The following is a 17281-nucleotide window of genomic DNA, read 5'->3' on the forward strand; positions in this document are numbered from 1 at the left end:
CCTGGGTCCTCGCCCCACCGTCGACGACCACGCTACGTCCTGCGCGCCGGTGAGGTGCGGCGTTCGGGGCATCAGCGCGGCGCCGCCCTCGTCGCCCCGCGCAGCCCGAACAGGGCGACCAGCGCGAGCAGGATGACGGCGACGGAGTACTCGTCGGCGGTCCGCGGGAGGCCCCCGGCGTACACCACGAGGAAGCCGGCGATCACGGTGGGAAGGCCGAAACCGACGTAGCAGACGACGTAGAGCAGCGACAACACGCTGGCGCGTTCGTGCGCCTCGACCAGCGGCATGATCGTCTTGAGGCTGCCCTGGAACCCGCCGCCGAAGCCGACGCCGCCGAGCGCGAGACCGACGAAGAACCCCGGTACGGACTCGGCCATGACCGAGACCACCGTGACGACCATGCCCAGCATGAGGGCGACGATCCCGGTCAGGATGACCGTCCGCGCGGCGGTGTCGCGCAACAGCAGGACAGCGACCGACCCGAAGAGCGCGAAGACGAAGAGCACCAGACCGGCGACCACGATCGACGTGTCCATGAGGCTGCGCACGAGCGCCGGGCCGAGCGCGCCGAAGAAGCCGGCCAGCGCCCAGACCGCGAACAGCACCGGAGCGACGACCAGCACCGGCCCGCGTACCGGGCGCGGCAGCCTGATCTCTGGTCGCAGGCTGCGCCGCGCGCCGGGCATCCGCGTGACGGTCTCCGGCATCAGCGCGACCCCGACGGCCTGGATCAGCAGGACCGCGACGAGGACGACGTACACGAGGCGGGTCGGCGCGGGCAGGTAGCGGATGAACAGCGCCGAGAGGAGCGCCCCGCTGCCGGTGCCGAGGCCGGGCGCGATGGAGTTGGCGAGCGTCCCGCGGGCGCGGTCGATGTCCAGCATGGCCGCGCCCACGGCGCCCGTGGCGGCGCCCGCCGCGAGGCCCTGCACGAGGCGGGCGACCAGCAGCGCGGGTACGCCGTTGGCGAGGATGAACACCAGCAGCGACAGGATCTGCACGGCGATCGCGGCGGCCAGGACCGGACGCCGGCCGACGTGGTCGGAGAGCTTGCCGAAGGTGAGCAGCGATGCCAGCACCGCGAGCGCGTAGACCGCGAACACCACGGTGGTGGTGACCGACGAGAAGTGCCAGCGCTCCTGGTAGGTCCCGTACAGCGGGGTCGGGGCCGCCGAAGCGGCCAGGAACGACACGAGGATCGACGCCAGCAGCACCAGGGAGACGTTCGGCGCGAGTCGTACCCGCCCCGCGATCGACATGTCGTGCTCCTCGGGCTGCGCGGCGCTCGTCGGACTCGACGGCCGCAGGCGCGTACCCGATGTGCCGTCCTCCATGCGCCGACTACTCGTCGGCGCGCGGCCCGAGGTGCTCGCGCAGCGCCCGCGCGATGTCGCCGGCCGCGCGGAGCTGGTCCGGCGTGAGAGCGTCGACGAACAACTCCCGGATGGCGAGCAGGTGCGGGTAGGTGGCCCGCTGGAACGCCTCGGCGCCGGCCGGGGTGAGGATCACCTCCGCCCCGCGCGGGACGGTGGCGCACTCCTCGCGACGGATCAGCCCGCGTCGTTCCATCCGGCCCAGGTGGTGCGAGAGTCGACTCCGCTCCCACCCGATCTGTGCGGCCAGGGCGGAGGAGCGCATCCGCCGCTCCTTCGCCTCGCTGAGGGCGAGCAGGACGGCGTAGTCACCCGGCGAGAGGGAAGAGTCGACCTGGAGACGAGACCCGACCCGGGAGGTGAGCGCCTCCGTCGTCTCGACGAAGTCCCGCCAGATCCGCAGCTCCTCCGCCGTCGGCAACTGCCGGCCCCTACGCCGCTCGGGTGTGGTGTCAACCATCGAACCCTCCCGGGAATTGACGCGTCAATCAGCAGGTTAGCATCATTGACACGTCAACCGGGAAGGCCACTTCCCACGTGTCGACGGCGAAGAACGCCGAGGAGGAGACATGTCCGCCGCACCCTTCGAACTGGGGCTCAACTCGTTCGGCGAGGTGGCCACCGACGGCGACCGGACCCTGAGCGACGCCGAGACCGTACGACTGCTGGTGGACGAGGCCCGGCTCGCGGAGTCGGTCGGGCTCGACGTGTTCAGCCTGGGCGAGCACTACCGGGAGGGGCACAACGACTCGGCCACACCCGTCCTGCTCGCGGCCATGGCCACGGCGACCGACCGGATCAAGCTCGGCACCTCGGTCACCGTCCTGAGCACGAACGACCCGGTACGGCTCTACCACGAGTTCGCCACCCTGGACGCGGTCAGCGACGGCCGGGCCCAACTGGTCCTCGGACGGGCATCCGCGACCGAGTCGTTTCCCCTCTTCGGGTACGACCTGGCGGACTACGAGCGGTTGTTCGAGGAGAAGCTGGACCTCTTCCTCCAGCTCCAACGCGACGAAACGGTCACCTGGTCGGGAACCGTACGCACTCCCCTGGTCGCGCAACGACTCCATCCGCGCATGCGCCCGGGCGGAATCCCCACCTGGATCGGCGTCGGAGGAAGCCCCAACTCGGTGATCCGCGCCGCCCGACACGGGCTCCCGCTCATGCTGGCGATCATCGGTGGACGCCCGCAGCGGTTCGCCGGCCACGTCGATCTCTACCATCGGGCGCTCGAACAGTTCGGGCAGGCGGCGCAACCGGTCGGGCAACACTCGCTCGGCCTCGTCGCGGACACCGACGAGGAGGCCGTCGAGACGTGGTGGCGGTACTGGCAGCCCACCGTGGCGCGGCTCGCCGAGGAGCGTGGCTTCTACAAGCCGGACCGCGCGCGCTACGAGGCCGAGATCGACCACGGCGCGCTGTTCGTGGGGTCACCGGAGACGGTGGCCCGCAAGATCGCAACCATGGCCCGCGACCTGCGGCTGAGTCGGTTCGACCTGAAGTACGACATCATGCACCTGCCTCGCGAGGCGCGGGCGCGCACCATCGAGCTGCTCGGCAGCGAGGTCGCGCCACGGGTCCGTGAGCTGTTGGCGAAGGAGCCCACCAATGTCTGATCTCCTGTTCGGCCTCGACACCTTCGGTGACGTACCGGAGGACGACTCCGGCAAGCCCGTCTCCCACGCCGCCGCCATCCGGCAGGTCGTCGACGAGGCGGTGCTGGCCGACGACCTCGGCGTCGACGTCATCGCCCTGGGCGAGCACCACCGACCCGAGTACTCGGTGTCGACGCCGGAGACGGTGCTGGCGGGCATCGCCACCCGTACCTCGCGGATCCGGCTCTCCTCCGGCGTCACCGTGCTGAGCTCGGACGACCCGGTCCGCGTCTTCCAGCGTTTCGCCACGGTCGACGCGCTGTCGCACGGTCGGGCCGAGGTCATCCTCGGCCGGGGCTCGTTCACCGAGTCCTTCCCGCTGTTCGGCTACGACCTGGCCGACTACGACGTGCTGTTCGAGGAGCGAATCGAGCTCTTCGCGAAGCTGCTCGACGAGCAGCCGGTCACCTGGAGCGGCACCACCCGCGCCCCGCTCACCGACGCCGACGTGTTTCCCAAGACGGAGTCGGGACGCCTCACCACCTGGGTGGGTGTCGGCGGCTCACCGCAGTCGGTGGTGCGGACCGCCCGGTACGGCCTGCCGCTCATGCTCGCCATCATCGGCGGCGCTCCGGAGCGTTTCGCGCCCTACATCGACCTCTACCGTCGGGCCGCCGACCAGCTCGGCACCACCGCGCACCCGGTCGGGATGCACTCGCCCGGCTTCGTCGCCGACACCGACGAGGAGGCGAAGGAGCTGTTCTGGCCGTACTACCGGGTCATGCGCGACCGGATCGGCGCGCTGCGCGGCTGGCCACCGATCCGCCGCCAGGAGTTCGACTCGGAGGTGGAGCACGGCTCGCTCTACATCGGCTCGCCGGAGACGGTCGCCCGCCGGATGGCCGCCGCCATCAAGGGTCTCGGCGTCGGCCGTTTCGACCTCATCTACACCGCTGGGGCGCAGCCGGTGAGCGCCCGGATGCGCGCCGTGGAGCTGTACGGCTCGCGGGTGATCCCCATGGTCCGCGACATCCTGGCCGGCTGACCCGCCGGCCGATCGCCCTCGGAGAGGAAGACATGAACGACAGCGGTTCCGACCGACCACGGACCCTCGCCATCCTCGGCGCCGGCAAGGTGGGCACCGTCCTCGGCCGGCTCGCGATCGCCGCGGGCTACCGGGTGCTCGTCGCCGGCTCCGGCGATCCGGCGAAGATCGCTCTGACCGTCGAGGTGCTGACGCCCGGCGCGGTGGCGACCACCGCGGTCGACGCCGTGGCGGACGCCGACATCGTCGTCCTCGCCCTGCCGCTGGGTAAGTACCGCGCGCTGCCCGTCGAGGCGCTGCGGGGCAAGCTCGTCGTCGACGCGATGAACTACTGGTGGGAGGTCGACGGCATCCGCGACGACCTGACCGATCCGCGCACCTCGTCCAGCGAGATCGTCCAGGCGTTCCTGGCCGGGTCGCGGGTCGTCAAGGCGTTCAACCACATGGGCTACCACGATCTCGAGGACGGGGCCCGGCCGGCGGGCCCGGCCGGCCGCAAGGCCATCGCGATCGCCGGCGACGACGAGGCCGACCTCGCCCCGGTGGCCTCGCTGGTGGACGCCCTCGGCTTCGACCCGGTCGTCGCCGGCCCGCTCGCCGAGGGCGTACGCCTCGAACCGGGTAGCGAGTTGTTCGGCGCCAACGTCAGCGCCGACGAGGTGCGGGCCATGCTCCGGCGCTTCCCCGAGTCGGAGCGCGGACAGGCCGTCGCCGCCGCCCGGGCGGCTTGACCACCCGGGCGTCTCAGCGCTCGTCGTCGAACGCCGTACGGGGATCGAGTTGGCGACCCCGATCCTCGGCGGCGGCGTAGGCGGCGGGGCCGAGCGCCCCGACCGCCGCGTCGCGCACGACGGCGAGGTCGGCCGCGTCGTCCGGGTCCGGCACCTGGCCGATCGCCGCGAACGCCGCGTCGGCGAGACTCACCATGAGCGCCGCCCGCGAATGGTCACCCTCGGCGGACGCGAGCGCCGCACCCGCCACGCAGACGTACGGCACGAAGTCGTCCCAGCCGTGCTGGAACACCCGGGTACGGCTGAGGGTGAACAGCTTGCGCGCCTCGGCGAGGTTACCGAGACCCAGCTCGCAGAAGGCCAGGTTGTGCGTCTCGGAATTCACCGTCTCCGGTCGGCCCAGCGACTCGTTCAGCGCGATGCTCTCGCGGTACAGGTCCCGCGCCCGCTCCAGGTCGCCGGCCATCCGCGCCACCGCCGCCAGCACGTGCCTCGGCCGCTCCTGGAGCGCGCGGTCACCCGAGCGCACCGCGACGTCGAGGGCCTCGCGCGCCCGCGTCTCCCCGAGCGCCAGGTCGCCGCCACGAATCGCCACCCGGGCCAGGCTGTAGCGGGCCTCCACCTCACCCACCGCGTCGCCGACGGCCCGAGCGCGCTCGATCTCCGCCGTACTCATCCGTACCACCGCGTCGCTCTCCCCCCGCCGGAAGGCCGAGCGGACGTCGTCACTGAAGCTCACGGCTACTTTCCCCCTCGTGCGTCGCGACCTTCCGGCCCTGGCGGCGGCTGCTCAGGCATGGAAGGCGATCCAGTTCTCCTGGAAACGGAAGCCCATCGACTCGTACAGCGACCGGCCGAGCGCGCTGGACTGCAGGTACGCCGCGTCCACGCCGGCCGCGATGCCGTCACGCACCACCTTCTCGGTGATCGCGCGGCCCAGACCGCGACCACGCGCGTCCGGGACGACAGCGATGTTGAACACGCCGACCACGCCGCGGGCGCGCATCCCGAGACCGGTGCCGAGAACCTGGCCGGCCTCCTCGTACAGGTAGCCGTCGATCCGCTCGGCGTCGAGCACCGCGCCCCCCATCAGCGACCCGAACAGACCGTCCGGCACCTCGAAGCCCCTGGTCAGGACGTCCGTGTACCGATCGCTCTCCGCCGCGCCGACCCGCCGTACGCGCTCGCGCTGCGCCTCGTCCGCCCGGAACACCAGCTCGTCGACCGTGCAGGCCAGCAGGGGCAACTCGCTGCGCGCGGCGAGCCCGTGCCGGGTGGCGAGATCGGCCACCGCGCCGTCGGCGTCGTCCCGGATCATGATCGACCAGGCCTCGACCTGCCCGGACACCTCGGTGGCCAGCTCATGCAGGGCTTCGAGATCCGGCTCCCGCGACAGGTCGTACGCCGAGTTCAGCGTCGCCGCTCCCGCGTGGGTCACCGCCGCACGGGCGGTGCCCCGCCGCGCGTAGTAGCCCTTCGGTGTCGCACCGCACAGATCCTCGATGGCGCCGTCGTACGCCGCCGCCATCCGATCGCCGATGATGTTCATGCGCTTTCCCCCCTGACGCTCCCCCGAGCGTGCGCAAACATAGCCGCAACGCCGCGACCTGCGCGAACCGAGGTACGGCGGGGTCAGCGCCGGTGGGTGTCGCGCCCCGGCCACCACCGCCCGGAGCGGAGCCCCTGACTGGTGGCGCCGTGGAAAATGATCATCACGACCACGCCGATCAGGCCGAGGAACGGGTTCACCAGCCAGCCGAGCAGACCGGTCAGGCCGTAGAGGACCAGGCCGACGATCGGGCGGAGCTCCTGCACCCGCACCTGGTCCTGGCCGATGGTGTCGGCCCGCAGCGCTGGGTGGCGGCGGACATAGGAGAAGAGCACCCACCAGGGCGCCGACATCAGCGAGGCGGCGAACGCGTACAGGACGACGGCCACCCGGAGGTCGTCGGTGTTGCCGTCGGCCAGCGCCGACGCCAGGACTGCGGTGGGAAAGGGAATGATCACCACGCCGAAGAGAATGCCGAGGTTGATCGAGCTGAACGCCGGGGTGGTGCCCCGCACCAACTGGAGCACGGCGTGATGGTTCAGCCAGAGAACCCCGACGTAGATGAACGACACGACGAAGGCCAGGTACGACGGCCCTTCGCCGAGGAGCCCCTCGGCCAGCCCGCCCTCGTGGAAATCCGGTACCCGCAGGTCGAGCACCAACAGGGTGATGACGATGGCGAACACCCCGTCGCTGAACGCCGCCAGGCGACCCGCGTCGGTCACCGCGGGATCACCCTCGCCTGCCTGGATCCCCCGTCGACCTGCGGACATTGCCGCATGCTAACAATGAAGCAATCACCACGAAGCGTCATCAACAAGACCCTCCACGACCGACACCACCCCCACCCCGCCCGACCCCGGTGATCATGAAGTTATTGCCACGACACGCCGCCCGCGATGGCAACAACTTCATGATCACCGGGGTGCGAGGGTCGGCGGGGGTCGGCGGGGTGGGTGGCGTTGACACGGTGGCATTGAAAGAAATAAATTCCTGACTACGAGAAACTGTTTCGCGCGTTCGCTGTGCGGCACTCACCCGCGAGCCGCGATTGAGCAGAGCGGCCGCCCCACGAGCCGGTCGACAAAGGAGGGTGCCGCAGCCCCGCCGGACCCGCTCGTCGCATCGTCACTCGTCGCGCCCAAGCAGCACCGCTGGCGCGAGGGCCGATCCGGCGTCGACTCCCGGCCGCCGCACCGGCGTTCCCCCGGTGGCCCCTCCGCGAAGCGTCGCGCCGCGTGGGGCTCGGCGATCGGCACGTCGAGGGTGACCGGCACGGCTGATCTGGACAGCGGATCCGACCACCCACCGTCGCGTGCTTGGGAGCGCTCCCGGCGACGCCTGACGTACCGCCCGACGCTCTCCACACCGACCAGCCGGACGCGTCGGCCGCCACCACCACCTCGGGAGAAGTCTGATGAGAAAACGAAGGGTCACCAACGCCGCCCTGGTGTCGGCGGGCGCTGTCCTGCTGGCGTCGACGGCGGTCGCACTGGCCGCGCCCGCCGGCGCCGCAGCCGCCGGCTGTGCCGTCAACTACGCCGTGTCATCGCAATGGCAGGGCGGCTTCGGCGCGAACGTCGCCATCACCAATCTCGGCGACCCGGTCAGCAGTTGGACGCTGACCTGGTCCTACAGCGCCGGACAGACCGTCACGCAGGCCTGGAACACGACACTGACCCAGAGCGGCGCCGCGGTCACCGCCAGGAACGTCAGCTACAACGGCGCCATCGCGACCAACGGCAGCGTGTCGTTCGGCTTCAACGGCTCGTGGACGGGCAGCAACCCCGATCCGTCCAGTTTCGGGCTCAACGGCGTGACGTGCACCGGCGGAACGACGCCGACGACACCGGCCCCGACCACACCGGCCCCGACCACACCGCCGCCGAGCACGCCACCACCGACCACGCCACCACCGACCACACCGCCACCCACCGGTCCGGCCGACATCACGGTGAACAGCAACACCAGGTACCAGACCGTCGACGGGTTCGGAGCCGCCCAGTCCATCTGGGGTAGCGCCTGGTCGACCACCGACACCCAGACGCTGGTCGGGCTGGGCGCCAACCAGCTCGGCCTGTCCATCGTGCGTACCGGCCTGTCGCCGGAGTCCAGCGAATGGGCGACCCACGTCAACTCGTTGAAGACGGCGAAGGCGTACGGGTCGAACGTGAAGATCCTCGCCTCGCCGTGGACCGCGCCCGCCGCGTGGAAGACCAACAACAGCAGGGTCAACGGCGGCAAGCTGAAGACCGACTACTACGACGACTACGCGAACCATCTGAACAGCTATGTGCAGTACATGCGGGGTCAGGATGTGACCATCGACGTCACGTCCGTGCAGAACGAGCCGGACTGGCACCCCGACTACGACTCGATGGACTGGAGCGGCACCGAGCTGCGCACGTTCGTCCGCGATCAGGGTTCGAAGGTGCAGAACAGCAAGCTGATGGTCGCCGAGGCGGTCAACATGAACTACGGCTACACCGACCCCACCCTGAACGACGCGACCGCTCGGAACAACATCGGTTACATCGGCGGGCACCTGTACGGCACCGAGTCCGCAGGACGGCTGGCGCCGTACAACCTGGCCGCCCAGTACAACAAGCCGGTGTGGATGACCGAGTGGAACCTGCACGCGGCGGACGGCGGCGGCTCGAACATCTGGGGCAACCCCAGCAACCTGGCGGTCTGGAACGAGACGCTCGACGACATCATGCGGACGGTGCACCGGTCGATGGAGGCCAACTGGAGCGCCTACATCTGGTGGTACGGCAAGCGGTACTACTCCTTCATCGGTGACGGCGAGGCGGCCTACGGCACCACGGCCGGCGCCCCGCTCAAGCGCGGGTACGCGTTCTCCCAGTACGCCAAGTACGTCCGACCGGGCTACCAGCGGGTGGCCCTGACCAAGAGCTCCAAGGCGTCCCCGCTGGAGGTGACGGCCTACCAGGGGGACGGCAAGATCACGCTGGTCATCCTCAACCGGTCGAACAGCGCGGTCAACAACGCCGTGATCCAGGCCCCGCAGAACGTCAGCAAGGCGGAGTACTACCTGACCTCGCAGAACGCCAACGCGGCGAGCCAGCCGACAAGCGTGAACGGAGGCCAGGCCACCATCAACGTCGGCGCGCGGAGCATCTCGACCCTCGTGTTCACGCTCTGACCGCCGGGAGGCGGCGAGCGTGAGCCAGATCCCTCCGGTCGGGGAACGCCTTCCCCGGCCGGAGGGAAGCCCGGCGGCGGGGACGCCGCGAGGATCGCAGGCATGACGACGACGGCACCCCGCACCCGTGGCAGCGGCCACGGCCTGACGTACGCCGTGCTCGGCTGGGCCGTGGCCTACGGCGGCCTACGCCTGGTGTGGACGGTCGGTCCGGCGCCGCGTTTCCCACCGTTCGGGTCCGACCTGCTCGGCTTCACGGGCTGGCGATCGGTGGCGTTGTGCCTGGCCGCGGGCGCGGTGGCGGTCGCCCTGGACCGTACGGCGACCTGGCGGCCGGCGCTCGCGGGACTGGCCTGGATCGTCGCCGGCGCGCTTCTCGCGGCGGCGGCGATCCTGCTGCCGGAACTGGTGAGCATCCTGCTGGTCGCGCCCGGCCCCTCGTTCGACCCGCTGGCGTTCGCCAGCCGGCTCGGCTGCGCCACCGGAGCGGCGCTCCTCGGCCTGTCCGTCTTCGACTATCAGCGCCGCACCCGGGGCGACTGTGCCGAGTGCTGCCGCACCGTCCGACCCGGCCACCGACGCTCGACGCCCGCGCCGTGGGCGCGCTGGGCGGCGTACGTGACGGTGGCCGGGCTCGTCACCCGTTTCGCGGCGCAGGCCGTGGTGGGCTTCGACGACCTCACGCAGAACGCCGCCGTGATCGGGCTGGAGATCGGACTGGTGCTAGCCGGGGTGCTGTTGCCGCTGGCCCTGGTACGGCCCTGGGGCGAGGTGTGGCCGCGCTGGGTGCCCCTACTCGCCGGTCGTGGGATTCCGCGCCGGCTGTTGCTGGTGCCGGGCTTCGGGCTCGGGGCGGCCATCGTCGCCTACTTCGGCATGGGGATGGCGCAGGTGGCGTCGGGGTCACCAGGCGAATTCTCCGACGCGTTCCTCTGGGTGGCCATGTCGGCGTACTGCCTCCTGGGGCTCGGCCTCCTCGCCGCGTCCAGCGACTACCACCTCCGTACCCGCACCGCGTGCCGGGCCTGCGGGCGCTGACCGCCCGCAGGCCCCGCTCAGCTCAGCTCCGGTCGCGGTCGTCAGGCCGACCGGACGCCGGCCGGGAGAGGGGATTCTCCCGGGCCAACGTCACCCGCTGGCCCCGTACCGGAGAGCGCGGCGCGGGCGGCACCGGCCGCCGCGACGCCTCGCCGGTCTCGGCCAGGAGGTACTCGGTCTCCTGCACCAGGTAGTGCGGTCGACGTTTGGTCTCGTAGTAGATCCGGCCGATGTACTCGCCGATCACGCCGAGGATCGTCATCTGGATGCCGCCGAGCCCGATCACGCTGACGATGATCGTCGTGTACCCGGGGACGTCGATGCCCTTCTCGACGGCGTCGGCGACCACCCACGCCATGTAGGCCAGCGCGATGAGGGTGAGGAACAGGCCGCCGTAGATGGCCAGGCGCAGGGGCCGGTTGTTGAACGACAACAGGCCGTCGAACGCGTAGTTGAAGAGCTTGCTGAGCGTCCACCTGCTCCGCCCGGCCTGCCGGGTCTCGTTGGGGTGGGCGACGACGGCGGTACGGAAGCCGATCCAGGAGAACAGGCCCTTGGAGAAGCGGTTGTACTCGGGCATCGCCAGTATCGCGTCCACCGCGAGCCGGGACAGCAGGCGGAAGTCGCCCGCGCCGTCCTGGAGGCGCACGTCGATCCACCAGTTGATCACCCGGTAGAAGGACCGGGAGGCGACCATGCGCACGAACCGGTCGCCGCGCCGGTCCCGCCGGGCGATCACCTGGTCGAAGCCCTGCTGGTACAGCGTCACCATCTCGGGCAGCAGCCGGGGCGGGTGCTGCAGGTCGGCGTCCATGATGACGACCGCGTCACCGGTGGCGCGCTGCAACCCGGCGAGCATGGCCGCCTCCTTGCCGAAGTTGCGGCTCAGCGACGTGTAGCAGACGGTCGGATCGGCGGCGGCGAGCCGGCGCAACGCCTCGAGAGTGCCGTCCTCGCTGCCGTCGTCGACGTACACCACCTCGACCTCGACGTCGGGCAGCTCGGCGAGGGCCGCGCACACGGTCTCGTGCAGCCGCTCGACCGACGCCTCCTCGTTGAAGCAGGGCACCACGACGGACAGTCGCATGCTCGTCACCTCACCCCGCCCGTACCCGGACATCCGCCGTTCACGCGGTCAGAGGTGGTAGACCAGCGTGCCATCGAGATCCTCCCGGGTGATGCCCAACCCGTCGATGGGTCGGGTCGCGATGCTCTCCCACGGCGTTCCCACGGCACGGCTCGGCACGACGACCACCGACCGCACGCCGATCCCCCGTAGGTGCGCGACGCTGACCGGATCGGGGAACGACGCCACCGCCGTCCGGGTCTGCGCCTGGCTGACCGGCTCGAAGCCGGCCAGACCGTTCGTCACGCGGGGGAACCCGTCGGTCGTCCACAACATGTACGTCAGGTCGCCCACTCCCCCGGCCGGCAGCACGAGGATCGGGTCCTGCACCGTCCGCATCGCGGCCGGCGGCGGTGGCACGGTCAGGTGGGGCGTGGAGTTGACGCCCTCCAGGGTGACCACCGTCAGGGGAATCAGCAGGACCAGCGGCGTGAGGGTCCGCGCCCACTGGCGGGGCGTGGACTGCCGCAGCGACTCGGCCAGAGCGGTCACCGCGCCGGCGGCCAACACCGCGAGCAGCAGGCTCGTCCAGTGCATCATCCGGCCGGGCGTCCGCAACGCGTCCCAGCCCGGCAGGAGCGTGGACAGGGTCAGGTAGCCCGGGTCCCCGTCACCGCCGAGGGTGGCGCCCAGCCCCAACAGCACGGTGCCGACCACGCCGAGCCCCAGCGCGACCCGGTGCCGCAGCGGGTACGCCGAGAGGAACAGACCCGCCGCGGCCAGCCCGATCACCATCATGCCCGGCAGCAGCGCCATCTCCGGGGGCCAGGAGAGCTGCTCGCGCGCGCCGGCGTGCCGCTCACCCCACAGCCACGAGTCGGCGGGCGCGGTGACGAACCCGATCAGCGGGGGCGAGAACATCTTCGTCCAGTCCAGCGTCCGCTCGGCCTGCGGGTTGAGGTCGACGACGCGCAGGTAGACCATGCCCAGCAGCAACGTCACCAGGCCGAACACCCCGCCGCCGACGAGATCGGCGATCAGCAGGCGCCGGCCGAACGGAGGCCGTTCCCGCTTGCGCCACCAGGACCAGCCGTAGAAGCCGGCCGCCACCAGGACCGTGGCCAGCAGGAAGTAGACAAGCGGCAGGCCGATGCCGAACCCGAGGCTGACCTGCCAGGCGGCCACGAGCCACCCGGCCACCGCCCAGCCCGGCTTGCGCAGCTCGGGCCGGTACCCGTGGCGCAGCGACCAGCCGTGGCCACGGGCCAACATGGCCAGCGACAGCGCGATCGCCCCGCTGGAGAGGATGTTCAGGTGCCCCGAGTGCGCCAGCCGCCAGGGCGCGTACGCCCACGCGACCCCGGCGACCGCGCCGCCCCACCGGTTCGCGCCGAGCTGCCGTGCCAGGGCGTACGCCCCGAACGACGCCAGCGCGTGCAGCAGCACGTACAGCAGGTTGTAGTGGATCACGGCGGCCGTGAAGCCGGAGCCCAGCATCCCCATCGGGGCGTACCCGAGCAGGGTGTCGCTGTAGGCGTACGTGTACGTCTCGGGGTAGAACGTGTTCGAGTTCCAGAGGTCGCCCGGGCTGTTCAGCAGGGCGTGCCCCGACCAGGCGACCTGCCACGCCTGCAACAGCGGATCACCCAGGTCACCGGGGATCGTGGTCGCCGGGTGGCGCAGGGTCGGCCAGGTCAGCACCACCGCCAGTAGCAGGCTCGCCGCCACCGCCACGGTCCATTCGGAACGCGCCCAGTTCCAACGACCCCAGTCGGCCGGCGGCCGATCCTCGGGGATCTCGTCGGGGATCACGTCTTCCGAAGTTGGTGGTGGGGTGGCGGACCGGATAATCATGAAATTGATGCTCTCCAATAGTGCCGGGCTTGTCCATCTGCTGTCCGAAGCGTGGCGTGTTCTCGCGCACGACGCAACGGCCGCGTACCAGTAGACGCTGCGGGGAGCGGAGACGGTGGCGCGGACGACGAGCGTCCACGCCACCGCGCCGACTCGATCGACCGATGGTCAGCCGATCTTGATTAACTGCCACTGCTGGTTGTTGCCGCCGTGGTCCGCGTACTGCACGACGTTGCCGCCGTCGGCGGTGGACGCGCCCTGCACCTCGACGGCCTTGCCGCTGTTGCGGTTGATGAGGCGCACGTAGCCCCCGGAATCCGCCAGCCGGAACTGCTGGTTGGTGCCGTTGCCGTCGGTCCACTGCACCACCGCCGCGGAGTCGGCGGTCGAGCGGTTGTAGACGTCCAGCACCTTGCCGGAGTTGCGGGACTTCAGTCGGTAGTAGCCGCTGCCCGAGTCGACGAACTGCCACTGCTGCCACGCGCCGTCGTTGCGGGTCCACTGGTCGATCCGGGCGCCGTCGGTCGTCGCCCGCTCGTACACGTCCAGGGCCTTGCCGCTGTTGCGGTTGATCAGGACGTACCAGGCGGTGGTGTCCACCGGCGAGCCCGGCGGCGGCGTGGTCGGGGTGCCGCTGCCCGCGCTGAGGGCGTTGAGGACGGAGGTGTACGCCGCCTTCTTGTTGCCCGACCGGTCGAACAGCAGCGCGTTGTCCCCGCCGCGCCAGGAGTCGCTGTCCCGTACGCCCCAGGTGGTGATGCCGGTGCAGCGCGCGACGGCGAGGCAGGCGCGGGTCACCGAGGCGTAGATGTTGGCCTGGTTGGAGCCGGTCATCACGTCGAGCTCGGTGATCTGGACGTCGACGCCGAGGTCGGCGAAGCGTTGCAGGTTGGCCTGGTAGTCGCTCGCCAGCGTGGTGCCCAGGTGGGACTGGAAGCCGACGCAGTCGATCGGTACGCCGCGGGACTTGAAGTCGCGCACCATGTTGTAGATGCCGGTTGACTTCGCGTTGATGCCGTCGGTGTTGTAGTCGTTGTAGCAGAGCTTGGCGCCCGGGTCGGCGGCGCGGGCGGCACGGAACGCCACTTCGATCCAGTCGTTGCCGGTGCGCTGCAGGTTCGAGTCACGCCGCCCGCCGGAGCCGCCGTCGGCGAACGCCTCGTTCACCACATCCCAGGCGTAGATCTTGCCCCGGAAGTGGGTCGCGACCTGGGTGACGTGGTTGATCGCGGCGTTACGCAGCGCGGTGCCGGACATGCCCTGCGCCCAACCCGGCTGCTGGGCGTGCCACAGCAGCGCGTGTCCGCGCACGCTCATGCCGTTGGCCTGGGCGTGGCTGACGAGGCGGTCACCACCCGTGTAGCTGAACCGACCCTGCTGGGGCTCGGTGGCGTCCCACTTCATCTCGTTCTCGGGGGTGACGCTGTTGAACTCGCCGTTCAGGATGCTGACGTACTGGCTGTCGGAGAGCTTGCCCGTCACGACGGCGGCGCCGAAGTAGCGGCCCTTCTCGGCCGCCGACGCCTTCAACGTCGTTCCGGCGCTGGCCATGGGTGCCAGCGCGACCGTCATACCCGCGGTCAGCGTGACCGCGAGGGTCGCCGTCGCCAGCAGAGCTTTTCTTGGTCTCATGTCGATCCTTCTCAGTGGGTGCATCGGCGGTGGTGATGTGCCACTTCGCTCAGGACGACCTGTTCCCGGCGGCGCGCGCCGGCTGGGCCAAGGAATCCGGGACGGTCATCCTGGGCCACCTCGCACCGGCACACGCGGAACCGGCCGGCGTTCGCCGGGAACCGCACGAGTCCTGAGGCGGCGTCCGTTGCCCGTAGGGACGCCGCGCGTCGAGGCGCGACCACGGGACTCGCCCGGTGAGCCACCGACGCCGCCGACCTCTGCATCGAGAGTGAGCGATAACATGCTGTTCGTCAAGACGTAACGAGCCGGACATACGCGGCCCCGACCGACATCGGCTCACGCCGATGCTGCTACGAGGCCACAGCGGCCGGACCGTGCGGCGGTATCGATGAAAGCGATCCTTGTTATCGCTCACAGGGCCAGCCCGCCCCGCCCTTTCACCGCGCGAGACGTCGATCGGCCGGCGACAGGTGTAGCCCGAGTTCCCGAGGGGCAACAGTCCGCGCATGGGTGGGACGCCTCGGGTCGACGAGCGACCGCTCGGGCGGTGGCGTCGACGTTCCGGCGCCGATCCGACCCGGCGGTCGGCGGCACCCACGTGACGCCGCCGAAGCACTGCCCGCCGCCGGTGGCCCTCGGTGCGATGGCACTCGGCGCGGCCGCGCTCGCGGCCGCACTGGGCGCCGAGCCCGCCTCCGCCGAGCCGACCCCGATCCCAACGCCGACGACCACCGGACCGGTGGAGGCCGCCACCGATGCGGGCATCGTCGGATCGCTGGCGCGGGACCTGCTCGACACTCCGCCGCAGATCGATTTGCCCCTGCCGACGGCCCTCCCCCTGCCCCTGCCGACGGCGCTCCCCCTGCCGACCGCCATCCCCCTGCCGACCGCCATCCCCCTGCCGACCGCCATTCCCCTGCCTCTGCCAGAGGTCACCGCGCCACCGACGTCGACGGGCGAGCCCGCAACTCCCACGCCCACCCGAGCATCCAGCACCCGACGATCATCCCCGCCACCCGACGCGCGCACGCCGGTCACCTCGTCGACCACGCGCGCCACCCCGCCGTCGTCGGAACCGTTGACGGTGCGGGCATCCCGCGCCGACGTCACCGACCGTCGCATGCCGGTGCGCAGGCCGGCAATGGCCGAACCGTCACCACCACCGCCGATCCCGACCCCCCTTCCGCTACCGGCGCAACCCGCGCTGGCACTGGCATTCGTGTCCGCGCCCAGCAGCACCGGTGCCGGGGGCGCCGACCTGACGGCGTTGGCGACCGACGCGCCGCCGTCCGTCGGGCCCCTGCGACGAGGGGGTGCCGTCGGTCCCTTCGACAGTCGGGCCACCAGTCGACCCGTCCAGCGGGGTCCCCCGCCGCCCCGGCAGCTCCTGATCACCCATCCACGTCCACGACGTTGATCAGGAGAGATCATGGAGCTAGCCATCATCTGGGTACCCGCCGACATGGAGCCGTCGGAACACGCCATCGCGACGTGTCTGAACCACCTGCGCCAACATGACTACCGGCTGAACGGGATCATCCGCGCACCGTGGGAGACCGTCGAGCAGAAGATGGTCGACGGCGAGGTGGACGTGGTCGTCATCGCCGACCTCGCCCACCTCCCGCCGGACCGGTCACCCCGGATCGAGGTGGCCACGCCGCTGCCCCGTGGCGACGAGGACCGTCCGACCCCCGGCACGCCGTCCGGCTGACGCCACGAAGCGCCCCGTCCACAGCGGACGGGGCGCTTCGTCGTGCGGTCGACCGCCGGGCCGCGCTGGGGCTGCGACCACGTCCGGCCGGTGCCGTCGCGCCGGCCGGTCAGTCAAGGTTCGGCGCGGGCTCCGAGACGTGGGCGGTGACGATCCGCCAACCGACGGGCAGGCGTACCCAGGTCTGGGTCTGCCGTCCCGTGGCGGAGCTGTCGCCGTACCCGAATCGGGTCGTCACGACCGCGAGGTCCGCGCCGAACGTGCTGATCCTCGTCTCGACCAGCCGTCGTCCGGCCGGCAGCGGTGGCTGCGCGGCCCGCCACTTGCGCTGCTCCTCCAGCCCGTACTGATGGTCGGCGAGGCCGAACCGCACCGTCCGGTCGGAGTCCCAGAAGTACCCGCAGATCGCCTCGGCGTCACCGTCGATGAGCGCCCGTTCGTATCCGGCGAAGGCCGCCGCCACCTCGGCGACCACGTCCGCGCGATCGATCTCCATCCGGTCCCTCCTCTCC

The 17281-nt window shown here is 70.9% G+C and carries 16 protein-coding genes; 7 read left to right on the forward strand and 9 right to left on the reverse strand.

All coding sequences use genetic code 11. From position 1 onward, the window contains the following. Positions 1–71: 71 nt before the first annotated feature. Both ACLQ25_RS04280 and ACLQ25_RS04285 read right to left on the reverse strand, forming a co-directional pair. The gene (locus ACLQ25_RS04280) at positions 72–1262 is read right to left on the reverse strand and encodes an MFS transporter (protein WP_425729243.1); all 1191 of its coding nucleotides are present in this window, start codon (positions 1260–1262) and stop codon (positions 72–74) included. A gap of 82 nt (positions 1263–1344) precedes the next feature. After that, entirely contained in the window at positions 1345–1836 is a 492-nt protein-coding gene (locus tag ACLQ25_RS04285; protein WP_425729245.1) for a MarR family winged helix-turn-helix transcriptional regulator, read from the reverse strand. 109 nt (positions 1837–1945) lie between these two features. Between ACLQ25_RS04285 and ACLQ25_RS04290 the strand changes: the two genes are divergently transcribed. Genes ACLQ25_RS04290 through ACLQ25_RS04300 form a run of 3 tightly spaced genes read left to right on the forward strand, consistent with a single transcriptional unit; the run spans position 1946 to position 4750 of the window. Next, positions 1946–2995, forward strand: coding sequence for an LLM class flavin-dependent oxidoreductase (locus tag ACLQ25_RS04290; protein WP_425729247.1), 1050 nt, complete (start codon positions 1946–1948; stop codon positions 2993–2995). Then, positions 2988–4019, forward strand: coding sequence for an LLM class flavin-dependent oxidoreductase (locus ACLQ25_RS04295; protein ID WP_425729249.1), 1032 nt, complete (start codon positions 2988–2990; stop codon positions 4017–4019). Before ACLQ25_RS04290 ends, ACLQ25_RS04295 begins: the two co-directional genes overlap by 8 nt. 32 nt (positions 4020–4051) lie before the next feature. Further along, positions 4052–4750: an NADPH-dependent F420 reductase gene (locus ACLQ25_RS04300; protein ID WP_425729251.1), complete on the forward strand. Its 699-nt coding sequence runs from the start codon at positions 4052–4054 to the stop codon at positions 4748–4750. Between the two features lie 13 nt (positions 4751–4763). Here ACLQ25_RS04300 and ACLQ25_RS04305 read toward each other — a convergent pair whose 3' ends face one another. The 3 genes from ACLQ25_RS04305 to ACLQ25_RS04315 all read right to left on the reverse strand — a co-directional run bounded on the left by ACLQ25_RS04305 (position 4764) and on the right by ACLQ25_RS04315 (position 7072). Continuing rightward, positions 4764–5489: a tetratricopeptide repeat protein gene (locus ACLQ25_RS04305; protein ID WP_425729253.1), complete on the reverse strand. Its 726-nt coding sequence runs from the start codon at positions 5487–5489 to the stop codon at positions 4764–4766. Between the two features lie 51 nt (positions 5490–5540). After that, positions 5541–6299, reverse strand: coding sequence for a GNAT family N-acetyltransferase (locus ACLQ25_RS04310; protein WP_425729255.1), 759 nt, complete (start codon positions 6297–6299; stop codon positions 5541–5543). Positions 6300–6382: 83 nt separating this feature from the next. Next, positions 6383–7072 carry a TMEM175 family protein gene (locus ACLQ25_RS04315; RefSeq protein ID WP_425729257.1) on the reverse strand — a complete coding sequence of 230 codons (690 nt, stop codon included), beginning with the start codon at positions 7070–7072 and terminating at the stop codon, positions 6383–6385. Positions 7073–7716: 644 nt separating this feature from the next. On the opposite strand from ACLQ25_RS04315, the gene ACLQ25_RS04320 reads away from it, so the two are divergent. Both ACLQ25_RS04320 and ACLQ25_RS04325 read left to right on the forward strand, forming a co-directional pair. Continuing rightward, positions 7717–9465 carry a cellulose binding domain-containing protein gene (locus tag ACLQ25_RS04320; RefSeq protein ID WP_425729259.1) on the forward strand — a complete coding sequence of 583 codons (1749 nt, stop codon included), beginning with the start codon at positions 7717–7719 and terminating at the stop codon, positions 9463–9465. Between the two features lie 102 nt (positions 9466–9567). Beyond that, the gene (locus ACLQ25_RS04325; protein WP_425729261.1) at positions 9568–10503 is read left to right on the forward strand and encodes a hypothetical protein; all 936 of its coding nucleotides are present in this window, start codon (positions 9568–9570) and stop codon (positions 10501–10503) included. Between the two features lie 22 nt (positions 10504–10525). Here ACLQ25_RS04325 and ACLQ25_RS04330 read toward each other — a convergent pair whose 3' ends face one another. The 3 genes from ACLQ25_RS04330 to ACLQ25_RS04340 form a co-directional block, all read right to left on the reverse strand. After that, the gene (locus tag ACLQ25_RS04330) at positions 10526–11599 is read right to left on the reverse strand and encodes a glycosyltransferase family 2 protein (protein WP_425729263.1); all 1074 of its coding nucleotides are present in this window, start codon (positions 11597–11599) and stop codon (positions 10526–10528) included. 39 nt (positions 11600–11638) lie between these two features. Continuing rightward, positions 11639–13423 carry a hypothetical protein gene (locus ACLQ25_RS04335; RefSeq protein ID WP_425729265.1) on the reverse strand — a complete coding sequence of 595 codons (1785 nt, stop codon included), beginning with the start codon at positions 13421–13423 and terminating at the stop codon, positions 11639–11641. A gap of 168 nt (positions 13424–13591) precedes the next feature. Further along, complete coding sequence (locus ACLQ25_RS04340; protein ID WP_425729267.1) at positions 13592–15055, reverse strand: endo-1,4-beta-xylanase; 1464 nt, start codon at positions 15053–15055, stop codon at positions 13592–13594. A 550-nt stretch (positions 15056–15605) separates the two neighbouring features. Here ACLQ25_RS04340 and ACLQ25_RS04345 point away from each other — a divergent pair. Next, positions 15606–16475 (forward strand): hypothetical protein, encoded by an 870-nt coding sequence (locus tag ACLQ25_RS04345; RefSeq protein WP_425729269.1) that lies wholly within the window; start codon positions 15606–15608, stop codon positions 16473–16475. A 12-nt stretch (positions 16476–16487) separates the two neighbouring features. Then, positions 16488–16769: a hypothetical protein gene (locus ACLQ25_RS04350; protein WP_425729271.1), complete on the forward strand. Its 282-nt coding sequence runs from the start codon at positions 16488–16490 to the stop codon at positions 16767–16769. Between the two features lie 109 nt (positions 16770–16878). On the opposite strand, the gene ACLQ25_RS04355 is transcribed toward ACLQ25_RS04350, so the two are convergent. Further along, positions 16879–17265: an AtzH-like domain-containing protein gene (locus tag ACLQ25_RS04355; RefSeq protein ID WP_425729273.1), complete on the reverse strand. Its 387-nt coding sequence runs from the start codon at positions 17263–17265 to the stop codon at positions 16879–16881. Between the last annotated feature and the right edge of the window lie 16 nt (positions 17266–17281).

Source organism: Micromonospora sp. DT44 (assembly GCF_049841635.1).
GTDB lineage: Bacteria > Actinomycetota > Actinomycetes > Mycobacteriales > Micromonosporaceae > Micromonospora.